Genomic DNA, 14243 nt, shown 5'->3' on the forward strand with positions numbered 1-14243 from the left:
GCCTACAGCGCATGGTTACGTCATGTTGGGTCTTCGGCGCTAACTTGCGGATCGTCATGTCTTCGATCATGCGCCGCCGCAATGGGCTCATGGCCTCGTCGGTCATGGGGATGCTCCTGTCTTGAGTGAGGTTGTCGAAACCCCTCGATCTCAAGACAGGACGCCCTGTTGCGCTATCGTTTTGGCTGTGCCGCCCGCCGCAGTGCCCTACCGCGCGAGCGGTTTAGTCCTTTGGCCCATCGCTGCCGTCCGAGAGGCGGCTCGTCATGTCGGCTCTCAAGGACGGACCGGAAGTTTGCAGCCGAGCGCCCGACCGACGCTTTTGACCCGAAACGGTCATCAGTACCCCACGCCTAGTCTTCGCGAACCCCCGTTCAGCTCCTAGCAGTGGCGCTTAATCCCCTGAAACTCTCACCGTCGCTCGTGGCTGCAATCGGAAGAATAACTTCAAAGCGGCAGCCGTTTGAGTTTGCTTCCACAAGCCGCAAATCGCCGCCGTGATCCTCAATGATCCGCCGAGAAATGGAAAGTCCCAACCCCATACCGGAGGCTTTCGTTGTAAAGAACGGATCAAATATATTCGTTTCGCTTTTGGACGTCAGTCCGGGCCCGCTATCTTGCACAAGAAGCGAGACGGCAGAATTGGTCCCTTTTGTCGCCACCAATCGAACGGCCCTCGTCGGTCCCGGAGCGCTTGCTATCGCATCAATAGCATTTCTAACTAGGTTTAAGACTACCTGCTGCAACTGGATAGGGTCGCCCGTTATCATTGGAAGGCCTTCCTGAAATTGGGTCGAGGCGGAAATTCCGTGAACCCGCAGGTCATTCTCAACCATCCGAAGCACGTCCTGAACAAGACGACTGATATCAATAGTGGTTCTCTGGCCGGGAGCTGCTTTAAACAGTGAACGAATACCTGCGACTATTTCGCGCGCCCTGCGATTGTCGGTCATTACGTCCATCAGACAGGAGCGTATTTCTTCAAGATTGAGTGGGCTTATCGTGAGGCAAGCCAACGCGGTCTCGCAGTTAAGTGACATTGCGCCAAGGGGCTGGTTGATTTCATGTGCGACTGCAGCCGTCGCCTCGTCCACACTCATAAGCCGATTGGTACGTTCGCGCCGCTGCAAGATCGTCGCGCTGGCTAAGCGCGCGTAAAGCATCGTCGTTTCCCAGAGCAGAACAACCAGCACTGTCCAACTGCCGATCAGAAGAAAAGCCTTGCCGACGTACCAACCCACAGAAAAGCGGATGGTTACAGCATAGAAGACTGCAAATGTTAGATCAGGTAACGACACAAAGACGGCAACGATGAGCCATACATCGAGGATGGTACGCAGCCGGATAAACAGCAGCACGACTGCTATGCTATTAAGTGACCACGTTGCGACGGCAATGTATTGAACCAACGGCTGCTGCGCTGCGCCAATGTTCAGACTTGGCAGATATCCGGCCACGAGGAGCCACGTCAGGCCCAACGTCGTAACGATTGCGCACGCGATGGTGATGCCGATGGCTTGGCCCGAGCCGAGCCTTGCGAGCGGGCTGATTGTTTCTTTCGCTTCCTTCAACAACACGTAGGCAATGACAGAAAGCGGAAACGTGAAGCGCCAGAAAAAAAATAACCAGACCGCCCCGCTGGGGGTGCCGGTAATCAATCCAATCGAGCTATACGCACCCGGGAAGTCAAGCGTTTGCAAAAATGCAAACAGGCCGCTACAAATATACCCGCTTGCGAGCGCGAGCAGGCCTGGTCGAGGTTGAATGGAATGCTGCGAAAACAGGAAAATCGCCGTAAGAAACTCCGCAAATAAAACTATGGCTTGGCTTACCGTAAGAAAAGCGTCAACTCGCGGCGCCTGTATAGTTGCGAACGGCAGGCTTGTTACGAAGACGACCAATAAGACAACAACAACGCCAAACGCAAACCTTCGATGCTGCGCGCTGGCCGGGACGCTCGCGATTAACGCAGGCGCTTCACTTACCGCATTAGGAGCCAATAGTGCGGACGTTTCCTTCGTTGAGATCGGCACACCATCCCCCGCAGCCACATGAGTACGGTCGATAGTACTGGGTTGGCTGGCCCGGTCCATAGACACTGCTACTTTTTGAAGCTCGACCGACCTCCCGGTGAGGTCTGCTGTTGACCCAACTCGGACATCGCAGGCAGGACGATTGCCAGCACCAACGAGTTTGGCATTCACCCGAAGAGCGGCGCTAAGAAGGCTCGACCGGTTTGTCTGCACGTCACGCGATAGCTTCCACGCCGGAGGAAATCGTTCTAAACTAACTAGAGACGCAAGAGGAGCAAAGCGCCAGGAGCGGGGACGGCAGCTGGTCTTTGTTGCTCTGTGTCAAGCTGGATACCGCCAGCTCGGAATGCACTGCAGGATAAGCTTTCCAGAGCGATCTCAGTTGCTGAGCGCGAAAAGCAGCATCAGGCTCGTTCGCAACCGCAAATAACGGCGGCTCGATACAGGGCCGTTAGGGCGAGGCTCACATGTTCAGCACATCCTCGTCACGCGGTACCTCGGCCTATTTTGAACGTCTGACGCGAGCCGGCCAACGAATCAAGGCGGCGGCAAGGTGGGTGCCGTTCGCGCTCATCGCCGCGCTCGTTGCTGCAAGTTTGAACGCCGCGTTTGGAGATACGCCGGCCGCACGAAGCTTTTCGCAACCGGGCCTTCAGCGGATCGGTGATTATCTACGACATGAGATCGCGATCGGTAAAATTCCCGGCGCGATCCTGTTGATCCAGCAGCACGGAAAGCCAGTCTATTATGAAAAATTCGGCCTGCGCGACGTCGCAACCAAGGTACCGATGACGGATGACACCATCTTTCGGTTCTATTCGATGTCGAAGCCGATCACATCGGTTGCCGCGCTGATGCTGGTCGACGACGGCAAGCTATCGCTCGATGACCCCCTCTCCAAATACATTTCGGCCTTTGCCGACGTAAAGGTCGGCGTGGAAAAGCCCGACGCGACCGGAAAGCCAGTGTTTACGCTGGAACCGCTCAAGCGCCCGATCACCGTACTCGATCTGATGCGACAAACTTCCGGTATCACCTACGGGTTTTACGGCGACGGCCCCGTGCAAAAACTTTATCGGCAGGCCGACCTTTACGGCGGCGATTTTGACAACGCCGAGTTCGCTGCGCGCCTGACGAACCTGCCGCTCGCCGAGCAGCCGGGCACGACGTGGACCTATAGCCATTCCGTCGATGTGCTCGGGAGGGTGATCGAGGTGGTTTCGGGACAATCGCTGTTTCAGTTCGAGAAGGAGCGGCTGCTGGATCCCCTTGGCATGAGCCATACCGCGTTTTTTGTCGCGGACGAGGCGGAGCGCCCGCTGGTTGCCCAGTTCCTGCCGGATGATCTGATAGATCCGCCCATTGCCGGAATCAGGGACCCGATGGTGCATAGGCGCTGGGAATCCGGTGGTGCCGGAATGGTAGGGACGACCGGCGATTACGCGCGCTTTTTGCAGATGCTCCTGAATGGCGGCACGCTTGACGGACGACACTATCTGAAGCCGGATACGGTGGCCCTGATGACGTCGGACCAAATCGGTCCCGGGAGCGGAATCGCACCCGCCAATGTCTATTTTCTGGCAGTGCACGCCGGATTCGGATTGGGCGTTGCCGTGCTCACATCGCCGCAACCGAAGAGGCCGTGGCCGCCAGGCATATATGGATGGGATGGCGTGGCCGGCGCCTTTTTCTTCGTTGACCCGAATGACGATCTGTTCGCGCTCTGCATGATGCAGTCACCATCGCACCGCGGCCGGATCGAGACGGAGTTGGCGCCGCTGATTTTCGATGCGATGGTGAGGTAGACTGCCAAAACTTGATCGACTTCAGGGACCGATCGCGATTGCCGTTAGCCGGCAATGCATCGGCTCCTACCTCGGGGTGCCCGTCACTCTTTGGCCGCGCCGGCGAGGTGATCGAATAGGCTTCCCTTTGCATTGAATGAGTCCGGTACTGTGCAAAGCCGACGTTTAAAGCAGCTCTTGGCCACGACCGATTCTGGCCCGAATGCGAAGTTTGCCACTGCACCGACAAAGTCAGAGCGGAAGTCATCGGCCCTCGGCCGGATCGGCGCTTTTGACCCGTTGCGGACCTCCGCGTGGCAATTGTCACAGATCAGTTTGCTTGCCTTTCCGGAATTCCCGTAGCCTAGCTCAGACCTATGGGGAGGTGCGCTATTGCGGCGCTATCACGAGCACAACAGACCTCTTACGCGCTCTGACTATTCCGCGGGTTTATGAGTACACGCCCTTCGTTTCACCGGGACGACTTCTGTGACGTTGGAATTGCGATGAGCGCAGCCACTACGTCGGGCGGAGTTGGTCGCGTGCACCTCCATCGAGGGTACGAGGCGGTTCATGATCAGACGACGGAAACAACATCCGGCAACGCCGGATTCATATAATCTTTTTTGGAAGCTTTGATCTGGATCAGCGCAGCTACAAGCGTGCGAAACAACCGTAGCGCGTCAGGTTCCCTGTACAGAGGAGAAAGTCGATGACGTACGTAAGTAAAGCTGCCCTTGCTGCATCCGCCTTCGCGTGTGCGGCAATGTTCTCCCTCGGCTGGTCTGAGCAAGGCGGGCTTTCGCTCTCAGTTGAGAGCGCTCACGCGCGGGTCGGTCGTCCGCTGACCCCCGTGAGCGTTGCGGGTGTTGCGCGTCGCCATAATCGGCGAGCTATGTACGGATACGGGTATGGCGCGGGTGTCGCAGGTGCCGCGGTCGGCACGGCTACCGCTGTCGCCGCTTCCTCAAGCTGGGGCTCGGACAACAACAATTGGGGCAACGCTTACGCGGCCCAGACTGATCCTCACTTTGGGCAACCGCTCTACCCTCACAGAGCCTACTATGGACATAGCCCTTACTACGGGTATGCCGGATGGGATGACTATTCGACGCGCAACGGCCTCAAGTGCCACCCGGGAGGCACGATCAAACTCGACGACGGCCAGATGTACTACTGCCAGTAGGAGCTAGTGGCAGTCGCACAGTACGGGCAACGAGACAGTCGATCTCGTCAAGCAAACGACCCCGGACCAAGCCGGGGTCGAGGTTTGCGGAGTTGAAGGTCCTGCCGGCCTTTGTTGCGCAAGGTGGTAAGTCGTTCCCATCCATGCCTTGGCTGAGTTGATCCGGAGATCGCCAAGGGGCGCGACTGAGGAGGAGAGAATGAACCGAGTCGTGCTAACCACGATCATTCTCGTCTTTGGGGCAGATGGGACTCGGGCCGAGCCCCAGGCCGCCCAGTGTTCGTCCTTCTACATCTCGGAGATCAATCTCGTATCGACGGCCGCCGGCGAGGCCGGGCACGTTCAGACCTTTGTGGGGTTTGGCCCCTCCAAGGAAGAGGCGGAGAAGAGCGCCCTGGGATGGTGCTCGCATATCAGGTTCGATCTTGAGACCTGTTTGAATTCGGATCGCCTGACCACGCGCAACTCTCCGTCAGACGGAGGTGGGGCCGCACTTCATCTCAAGTACATGAAGGCAGTTGCGCGCATTACCGGCTGTGCCGGCGGTGATGTCAATGGCGGCGTTGATCGCGGCGGAGCGCGTCGATAGAGGAGCTACCCGCGGGCCACTAGCTAGCCTTGGTGCATAAACCAACTCGTGACCCGCGGTAGCATTCAATACCACTTCTCGGCCATGCAGCGGACCTCCATTTACATGTCGGGCACTGGCCCTTACCCGAAAAGACTGAGGGCGTTGCAACGTCGGTTGTCGAGGCTGACCGGACGCGGGGCCGCGGTTAGCCCGACCGCCGCTTGTGACCCTACGCGGACATTGGGCCGAACGATAGACCGCGCGGGTAGCCGGGACAATATAGCCCTCGCTTTACTTCCACTTGAGCGTACTGTCGGGCCATTGACGGCAGACCATAGGCGCCGCTGACTGAGAGTTCTTTGCGCTCCCGCCACAGCATGGGAGCGCGACATGCCGCACAGGGACAACTTACTTCTCGCATCGCTTTCTCCGAGCGATCTGGCTGCCCTTCAACCCCACCTGAAGCTCGGGCGTTTCGAGCAAGACCAGGTGCTCTTCGAGGCCGGCGACACGATCGACGCGACCTATTTTCCAACGAGCGCAGTTGTTTCTATCGTGGTCACACTGTCGAGTGGCCAGGTCGTGGAGGCCGCGATGGTCGGCCGAGACGGCGTCGTTGGCGCGTCGGCCGCGCTTGATGGCAGGATGGCGCTAAGCCGGGGGGTGATCCAGCTGAGCGGCGAGGCAATGGTTTGCAGCTTGGCCGGGCTCCGAGGCGCGGCCATGCAGAGCCAACCGCTTCTTTCACTGCTGATCAGACACGAGCAGACCCTTTACTCTCAGGCACAGCAATCCACCGCGTGCATGGCGGCGCATCATGTGAACGCCCGCCTCTGCCGCTGGCTGCTCCGTTCGAGGGACCTATCGCAAAGCGATACACTCCTATTCACGCAAGAGTTCTTAGCGGAGATGCTGGGTGTTCATCGAACAAGCGTGACGGTCGTGGCGCACACGCTTCAGGAGGCTGGCATCATCAAATACACCAGAGGCAAGATCCAGATCACCAATCTTGAGGGCCTGCGGGATGCGGCCTGCGAATGCTATGAAACCGTGAAGTCGCAGTACCAAAACCTGCTTCGGGACTAGATGGGAGGTTTGCCGTTTGGCAAGCCCCGATGGGCTCCCAATTTAAGGCGCTATGTAGGGAACGCCACATAACTGCGCGCGTTTGCCCTTGTGATCTAGCGAGCCGATCTCAAGGGCCTTCCTTTCCGCGCCGAATGTTATTGTTCGGCCGAGGGAACTGATCAGAAATCTACAAATGCAAGTCCCTCGGAGGCTGTCATGGATGGCTCTCGAAGCGAACGCGCACGCGCGCGGGCACGACACCTTTTGGCTCAAATCGCACCCTTACCCGACGACCCCGAAGTCCAGCGCTTGCGCGAATTGTCCATGGATTACATTCGCGAGGCCGAAAGGCTCGATCGAGAACGGGTCACCACCCAGGAACCCAGCGAACAGATTTCCGCAGCCCTGGATGCGATAGCCCGCGACTATTTTGCTCGTGCTCTTCAAAATTGGTCGAAAGAGTAATCCGTCCGCGCCCAGTCGCGGCGAGCGGATTTCGTCCAATCCTTGGCGGAGCTTGTCTCCCGTTCCGACCGGATCGGCGTCCGGGGGATCAGGGATCGACCTCCGGCATCAACTCAAAGCCAAAGGCGTTTCGGTCCCAGTCATTTTCATAACCGCCAATGAGACCCCTTCCATTCGCGAGGCCGCACTGCGGTCTGGATGCGTCGCATTTTTAACCAAGCCGTTCTCAGCGCACGACCTGATCGAGCCGCTCAAACAGGCTGCGGCAGGGCGCTAGCCCGTTCACGGAGCGCGCTTGGACTTGGCCGGTTCCTCCTTGATCTAGGTCAACGTCAGCAATCCCTTGGCGCTCACCCTGCGTTAAGCCGCACCTGAGACGGCACCCGTGCATCTGTTTTGCAGGCACGAAAAAGGGAGGTCCGCCATGCATCCGACTAAGTGTGTTTCGATCAAATCAGCGACTGTTGCCGGGATTGCTGCGAGCGCCCTGCTGGGCCTTGCAGGTCTCACTCTCGTTCCGGCCCCAGCCAATGCGATCGTGTATTGCCAATACACTGCCTACCCAGCGGGTTGCGTTGCTCGGGCAGGTGTGGTGCTGGGTGCGCGTCCGGTGGCCCGCGCTGCGGTGCGCCATAATGCAGGTGGTAATGCCAATGGCGGCGTCAACCGCGTTGGCGTGCGGCGGTAAACCAGTTGTTTGCAGGTAACTGGGGAGAAAAAGAGCCGTCGCGGTTCGTCTCGGCCCGGAGGACAACGACCGATGACGGGCAGCGACATCGCGGATTGAAATACACATGGTATGTCACGTTTGAAGTGCCGACGGATGGCACGCTGCTAAGACGGCGACATCCGCGCCTAACCAAGACGATTGTAACCGAAGCAGAAGCTCGGGATTTTGCGCGAGCCAGATTCAACGAAGGATTGATCGTCATTGCGGGCACCATCATCCCGCACCTGCCAAGAGCGTCAATCCCCTCGGAGGAAATTCCAGCGTGGCTTGAAGCTGACCAAGTAAATGACTGATCAGCGGGCCAGCAAACCGGGAGCTTGAAGATGTCGGTGCCGAAACAGGTCTGTCGTCGCAACGCACTCACTTTCCTTGGATATGCAGCTGTGTTTGGCCTCGTCGCCTCGCCCGCACTTTTTGCGGTGACAGAGGCCGGAGCCCAGACCACCGCTACACCGGCCACGCCCACGGCACCGCCAGCGGACGCGCCGAAGTCGGGCACAGAGCGCCGTCAGGAACGGCGCAGCGGGCGAACAGAGCGGCGGCAGGAACGCCGCACCGGACGCACAGAGCGGCGCCAAGGGCGGCGTACAGGCCGCGACGAGCGACGGGACGCGCGCGACGGCACTCCAGCCACCACGACCACCACCGAGCAGAAAAAGTAGTCCCGTTCATTCGGGCCAACGACGGCAACCCGGCCGCCTCAGCGCAGGGCCGGGACGTAATTCCTATTGGACGAGCACCCTCTCTCCGCGTGCCCACGCGGCATATTTCCGCGCAGTCCATTCTTGCTCTTGCCGCAGCTCCACGAAGTCGGCCTCCGTGCGCTTGGACAAGAAAACCGCCCAAGCCGCCAAGAACGCAGCACGCGCGCTCTCTAAGCTCGTGGCACTGCCGGAGGTGCATTCGCCGGGGCGTGATCCCGGATAGAAGCCGCAGCGCCATTCCCATGGATCGCTCTCGGTCGGATTGCCAGAGCGCAGGCCGATGCTGCCGACATGGACATCGCCGTAATAGATCAGCCAACTTTCCTGTCCGGCGTTGCGGTCTCGACGGCGGGTGAGATGGGGCATGGGCTGATCAAAGCGCCACGTGATGCCGCAGGCAAATTGTCAATCTATTGGGGATCGGGTCGGTGCCGGACTACTTGGCGTCGTGGGTGTGGATAGGTCCGGTGTCAGGGTTAGACCGGACCTGGATCGTGCGAGCTTTGGACCGCCGGTTTTGACTCTAACCGGACGTGCCGCGAACATACCAAAATTGACGCGAATGAGCGGAGAGATGTGACATTCTTCCGCTTGCCGAAGGTCGGAACAGCCTGACTTGGTTCTAAGCGGGACAACGCAGCCAACGCATGACGCGTGGCGAGCGAGTCCGACCGGATCTGGGAGTGGTCGCCAATGAGGCGTTGGATCCACTGGCTGCCTGGAATCGAAACCCTCCATCGATATGAGACGGCGTGGCTTCCGCACGATATCTTCGCTGGACTCGTCCTTGCGACGATGCTGGTCCCGGTTGGAATTGCCTACGCGGTAGCATCGGGCTTGCCTGGTATCTACGGTCTGTACGCAACGATCGTACCCCTGTTGGTCTACGCGTTGTTCGGCCCCAGCCGCATCCTCGTGCTGGGACCCGACTCTGCCCTGGCAGCTGTCATCCTCGGCGTTGTCGTTCCGCTGTCTGGTGGTGATCCTCTTCGCGCCGCAACGCTCGCTGCCATGATGGCGATCGTTTCGGGGACGGTATGCATTCTAGCCGGCATCGCGCGCCTGGGTTTTGTCACCGAGTTGCTCTCCAAGCCGATACGCTACGGCTATATGAACGGAATTGCGTTGACCGTTTTGATCAGCCAACTGCCAAAGTTCTTCGGTTTCTCAGTCAGGAGCGAAGGACCTTTGCGGGACCTATGGGCGATCGCCGATGCAATCCTTGAAGGAAAGACAAACTGGGGCGCATTCGGGATTGGACTCGGCACGCTGGTGGTCATCCTGCTGCTCAAGGACAGCAAGCGGCTGCCGGGCATTCTGATCGCGGTAGTTGCGGCGACCGCCGTCGTCGGCGCGCTTGATCTCGGCACCAGTTACGGCGTGGCGGTCATTGGTCCCCTTCCAGAGGGATTGCCGAGTTTCGCAATCCCCTGGATCGCCTACGGCGATATCGTCCCGGTACTGGTCGGCGGGTGCGCCATTGCCCTGGTTTCGTTTGCGGACACCAGCGTACTTTCGCGTTCCTATTCCGCACGATTGGGCACTCATGTCGATCCCAACCAAGAGATGGTCGGGCTTGGCGCCGCCAATCTGGCAACCGGCTTTTTTCAAGGTTTCCCGATCAGCAGCAGCTCTTCGCGGACTCCGGTTGCCGAAGCCGCCGGCGCCCGTACCCAGCTAACCAGCGTCGTCGGCGCGCTTGCCATCGCCGTTCTTCTGCTGGTGGCACCAAACCTGCTTCAGCATTTGCCCTCCGCTGCATTGGCGGCCGTCGTCATCGCCGCTGCGATCGGCTTGTTTGAGGTCACCGACCTCAATCGAATCTATCGGATTCAGCAGTGGGAGTTCTGGCTAGCAATGGTCTGCTTTGTCGGTGTGGCCGTATTCGGAGTGATTCCAGGGATTGGGCTCGCAATCGCCATCGCCATCGCCGAGTTCTTATGGGACGGCTGGCGCCCCCACTCCGCCGTGTTGGGTCGCGCTCATGGCGTCAAAGGTTATCACGACATCACAAGATATGCGGATGCACGACGAATCCCCGGGCTGGTCCTGTTTCGGTGGGACGCGCCTCTGTTCTTCGCCAACGCTGAGTTCTTCAAGGAGCGCGTACTGGACGCAGTGGCAAAATCGCCGACGCCCGTACGCTGGCTGGTCGTTGCAGCGGAGCCGGTCACCAGCGTGGACGTCTCCGCCGGCGATACAGTCGCCGAATTGGACAAGGCGCTGCACGCGCAGGGTATCGAGTTGTGCTTTGCTGAATTGAAAGATCCAGTAAAGGACAAGCTGAAGAGATTCGGACTGTTTTCGCAGCTTGGCGAGCAATATTTTTTCCCAACCATTGGCGCGGCCGTTTCCAGCTACCTGAAAATCAATGATGTGGAGTGGGAGGACTGGGAGGACCAAGCCAAGCGCTAGTGACGTGCCGGACTTAAATGCGCAACGCCGATTGACTTCCGACTCTGGCCCGCGAGCGAAGTGGCAGCACGCCTCATTCAGGTCCGTTCAATGGGGTTAGCTGACTGAATTTGCTCACGTTGAGTTTTTCGCATCTTGACCCAACGCCGACATTTCTGCGGGAGATGGCGAAAAATGGGCTGCAGGATGCTCTTCCCGGCCTGGGGGCCCGTGTTGAGCCAGATCAATGCCGGTCCCGCGGCGGGGCCGAATCTTCCGCCATCGCATCCAGTATGGAGATGGCGTCCGCCGTGAAAAGCCTGCTCAACGAAATCCGGCGCACCCCGGTGCTCTGGATGCTGATCTTCGTGCCGGCCGTGCTTGTGGCGGAGGCGGTCGCACCGCATTCCCATACGCTGCTCTTCGTGCTTTCGGTACTCGCCATCGTGCCGCTGGCCGCCCTGCTCAGCCACGCGACCGAAGCGGTCGCCGCCAAGACCGGCGATGCCGTCGGCGGGCTGCTCAACGCGACGCTGGGAAACCTAACGGAGCTGATCATTGCGATCACCGCGCTACGCGCCGGCCAGTACATGCTCGTGAAAGCGTCGATTGCCGGCGCGATTGTCACCAACGCCCTGTTCATGCTCGGTGCCTGTCTGCTGCTCGGTGGCCTGCGCTATCACGTCCAGGAATACAACCGTGCCGGCGCGCGGCTCTACTCCGGTCTCTTGCTGATGGCCACCGTCGCCTTGCTCGCCCCGTCGGCCGTCGCCGACCTCGATCTCGTGCAGGGCGAGGCCGTCATGCGGAGGCTCAGCGTCGGTCTCGCGATCCTGCTCATCATCGCTTACGCGCTCGGCCTGCTGTTCTCGCTGAAGACTCACAAGGAATTGTTCGCAAGCGCCGAGCATGGCGAGGGCGAGGAACACTGGCCGATTGGCCTTGCGGTCGGCACGCTGCTCGTCGTCACCGTGCTGGTTGCACTCGTGAGCGAGATTTTTGTCGAGTCCGTGCAGAAGGCGGCGGAAACTTTCGGAATGAGCCCGGCCTTTGTCGGCTTCATCATCGTCTCATTGGTCGGCGCCGCCGCCGAGTTTGCCGTGGCCTCTTCTGCGGCGCGCAAGGACCGCCTCGACATGAGCGTCAGCATCGCGCTCGGCAGCGCCTCCCAGATCGCGCTGTTCGTCGCACCCGCGCTGGTGTTGCTCAGCTATGTCGTCGGACCGTCACCGATGAGCCTGCAGTTCTGGCCGGGCGCCGTCACCATGGTGATGATAGCGACCGTGACGGCGAGCTTCATTACGAGCAGCGGGCGCTCGGCCTGGTTCGTCGGCGCCCTGCTCATCTTCATCTACGCGGTCTTTGCGCTGACGTTGTATGTGGTTCCGCCGACTGGCCAGGGGACGGGGTGAAGCCAACGGCCCTTTTGCTCGCCGTCCGCCAGCCCCGCCCGTTTACTCGTTCATATGAGGTAGCTGAGCGGGGCCGCTGTTGGCCCATCGCTGCCGTCCGAGAGGCGGCTCGTCACGTCGGCTATCAAGGACGGACCGGAAGTTTGGCGCCGAGCGCCGGATCGACGCTTCTGACCCGCAGCGGACTTCAAGCACAACAGAGTTGCAAGTGTCGCGAACCTAAAATTTGGTATATCGTCCGGCCATCACCGCTACGCCCTCGGCAATCATCGGTGACAGAGAGTGTTGTGCTCCCGCCTAATCGGAGCGATGGCCATGCCAACGATCGATCAATGCCGCGCATACGCTACTAAATACAAAGTCCTGGGAAACGATAAGCAAATTTCAGCCCGCCGATCCTCGGTGCTTTTAGGCATTTCGCGTAGTTGGACGGCTCTGGGGCACCAGCTTGAGAGCTCGACGGTAATTGTAAACGACGAACGATAGTAAGGCCGCCTCAGTTGGTCGCCCTCTTTGCTTCTTGACCCGCCTCAGACATTGCAAAGAAGCAGCAACCGCTAGCAATTCATAGCCCGCAAAAAAAGCCCCGGCGAGCCGGGGCTTTGGTTTGCGCAGAAGGACCGATCAGTATCTAGCCGCGATCGGTGCCCCGTAACCACCAAAGCGATAGTTGAACCGCACGGTGACCATGTCCACGTCCTGGCTGATCCGGTCGTTGAGTACCGCCGCAAGGCGCGGATCGACCACGGAGAAGGAGTTATTTGCGTGCCCCATCCACAGGTGGTCGTATTCAACACCGACCGACCAGTTGGGTGTGAAGCCATACTCGAAGCCGACACCCAAGGTACCGCCCCAGCGCGTGTTATCTCCCGAGACCAGACCGATCCCGGTGGCGTTGTCGAATATAGTCAAGCGATTTCTGGTTACTGCCGCGCCGCCCTTCACATAGAGCAGCGCCGAATTCCAAGCCCAACCGAGTTGGCCGGTGAAGAGACCGATGGCATCAGTCTTTGCCGTGGTCGAGAGCGTCGGATTGAACAGGCTCACGCGCGTGTTCTTGAGGTCGGCCCAATCGCCTTGAGCCTCCAATCCGAATACAAACTGATTGGTTTGCCAGCGATATCCAATTTGTCCGCCGGCAACGCCCCCGGAACGATCACCGCAGCCGCTCGCGACCGTTCCCGCAGCAGTGACGAAATCCACGCAACTGTGGCTTTGGCCCCAACCGCCGTTGGCACCGATGTAGAATCCCGTCCAGTCATAGATCGGCGCGACCACCGGGGGCGGCGCCTTGGTGTAGGGACGGGCCGCCAGATCAGCCGCCGACGCGGGGGCGGATAGAGCTACGGCCATCATCCCGGCCGCGGTTACCAGAAGCTTTTTCATTACGATCAATCTCCCCAGAAAGAAGTTCAAAAAGGCACGACGCCCACACGAGGAATCGATGCTATCCCGTTCGTCCGCAGGTTGATGTAGCCAAGCCGCAACACCCGGCTCAGATGTTTAGCGGGAATCCCTTATTTATATTGAGGACTTGCAAGGAACCGAATGCACGCCAACGTGCATGTTGCAGCAGAAGAAAAATCCGCCGACCGTCGAGAGAGTCGGCGGGAGTTGGACTGTAGATCGCGATCAGGGCTTCCGGTCGCCGTTCGACTGTAGCGTCGGCCCCCGGCGCGAACCGGCGTCACAAACTTGTGGCATGACCATTGCAGAATGCAGGACAACTGGGATTTCAGTGCTCAGTTAGAGAATAAGCGCTGCCGGGACGCTTATTTCGAGCCCGGCGACGCTTCACTTCCTTTCGCTTGCGCCGTCACTGCGACGCATCTTGTTTCGACGAGCGGGGTATTCGGCGCATGACATACGATACGGCATCCATGTGTAGTTGCCCAT

Annotated in this window: 12 protein-coding genes; 9 read left to right on the forward strand and 3 right to left on the reverse strand. The window is 59.4% G+C overall.

Annotated features, from left to right (window positions below; translation table 11 throughout):
- Positions 1 to 374: 374 nt before the first annotated feature.
- The gene (locus tag FXB38_RS40700; protein WP_187435497.1) at positions 375 to 2033 is read right to left on the reverse strand and encodes a sensor histidine kinase; all 1659 of its coding nucleotides are present in this window, start codon (positions 2031 to 2033) and stop codon (positions 375 to 377) included.
- 467 nt (positions 2034 to 2500) lie between these two features.
- Between FXB38_RS40700 and FXB38_RS40705 the strand changes: the two genes are divergently transcribed.
- The 7 genes from FXB38_RS40705 (at position 2501) to FXB38_RS40740 (ending at position 8130) form a co-directional block, all read left to right on the forward strand.
- Positions 2501 to 3838, forward strand: coding sequence for a serine hydrolase domain-containing protein (locus FXB38_RS40705; RefSeq protein WP_148756512.1), 1338 nt, complete (start codon positions 2501 to 2503; stop codon positions 3836 to 3838).
- 1364 nt (positions 3839 to 5202) lie between these two features.
- Positions 5203 to 5592 carry a hypothetical protein gene (locus FXB38_RS40715; protein ID WP_148756513.1) on the forward strand — a complete coding sequence of 130 codons (390 nt, stop codon included), beginning with the start codon at positions 5203 to 5205 and terminating at the stop codon, positions 5590 to 5592.
- 372 nt (positions 5593 to 5964) lie between these two features.
- The gene (locus FXB38_RS40720; RefSeq protein ID WP_148756514.1) at positions 5965 to 6660 is read left to right on the forward strand and encodes a Crp/Fnr family transcriptional regulator; all 696 of its coding nucleotides are present in this window, start codon (positions 5965 to 5967) and stop codon (positions 6658 to 6660) included.
- 198 nt (positions 6661 to 6858) lie between these two features.
- A complete protein-coding gene (locus FXB38_RS40725) occupies positions 6859 to 7107 on the forward strand; it encodes a hypothetical protein (RefSeq protein WP_148756515.1) in 249 nt (82 codons plus the stop codon).
- The gene (locus FXB38_RS40730) at positions 7079 to 7384 is read left to right on the forward strand and encodes a response regulator (RefSeq protein ID WP_246230600.1); all 306 of its coding nucleotides are present in this window, start codon (positions 7079 to 7081) and stop codon (positions 7382 to 7384) included. Before FXB38_RS40725 ends, FXB38_RS40730 begins: the two co-directional genes overlap by 29 nt.
- Positions 7385 to 7531: 147 nt before the next feature.
- Positions 7532 to 7795 (forward strand): hypothetical protein, encoded by a 264-nt coding sequence (locus FXB38_RS44355; protein ID WP_148756516.1) that lies wholly within the window; start codon positions 7532 to 7534, stop codon positions 7793 to 7795.
- A gap of 5 nt (positions 7796 to 7800) precedes the next feature.
- Positions 7801 to 8130 carry a hypothetical protein gene (locus tag FXB38_RS40740; protein ID WP_246230595.1) on the forward strand — a complete coding sequence of 110 codons (330 nt, stop codon included), beginning with the start codon at positions 7801 to 7803 and terminating at the stop codon, positions 8128 to 8130.
- A gap of 432 nt (positions 8131 to 8562) precedes the next feature.
- On the opposite strand, the gene FXB38_RS43355 is transcribed toward FXB38_RS40740, so the two are convergent.
- Entirely contained in the window at positions 8563 to 8907 is a 345-nt protein-coding gene (locus tag FXB38_RS43355) for a hypothetical protein (protein WP_187435498.1), read from the reverse strand.
- A 327-nt stretch (positions 8908 to 9234) separates the two neighbouring features.
- Between FXB38_RS43355 and FXB38_RS40745 the strand changes: the two genes are divergently transcribed.
- Positions 9235 to 10956, forward strand: coding sequence for a SulP family inorganic anion transporter (locus tag FXB38_RS40745; RefSeq protein WP_148756517.1), 1722 nt, complete (start codon positions 9235 to 9237; stop codon positions 10954 to 10956).
- A 290-nt stretch (positions 10957 to 11246) separates the two neighbouring features.
- Positions 11247 to 12347, forward strand: a complete 1101-nt coding sequence (gene cax, locus FXB38_RS40750; RefSeq protein WP_148756518.1) for a calcium/proton exchanger — start codon at positions 11247 to 11249, stop codon at positions 12345 to 12347.
- Positions 12348 to 12971: 624 nt separating this feature from the next.
- Here cax and FXB38_RS40755 read toward each other — a convergent pair.
- Positions 12972 to 13733: an outer membrane protein gene (locus tag FXB38_RS40755; protein WP_148756519.1), complete on the reverse strand. Its 762-nt coding sequence runs from the start codon at positions 13731 to 13733 to the stop codon at positions 12972 to 12974.
- Positions 13734 to 14243: the final 510 nt, after the last annotated feature.

It is taken from the genome of Bradyrhizobium cytisi, from assembly GCF_008123515.1.
Classification (GTDB): Bacteria; Pseudomonadota; Alphaproteobacteria; order Rhizobiales; family Xanthobacteraceae; genus Bradyrhizobium; species Bradyrhizobium cytisi.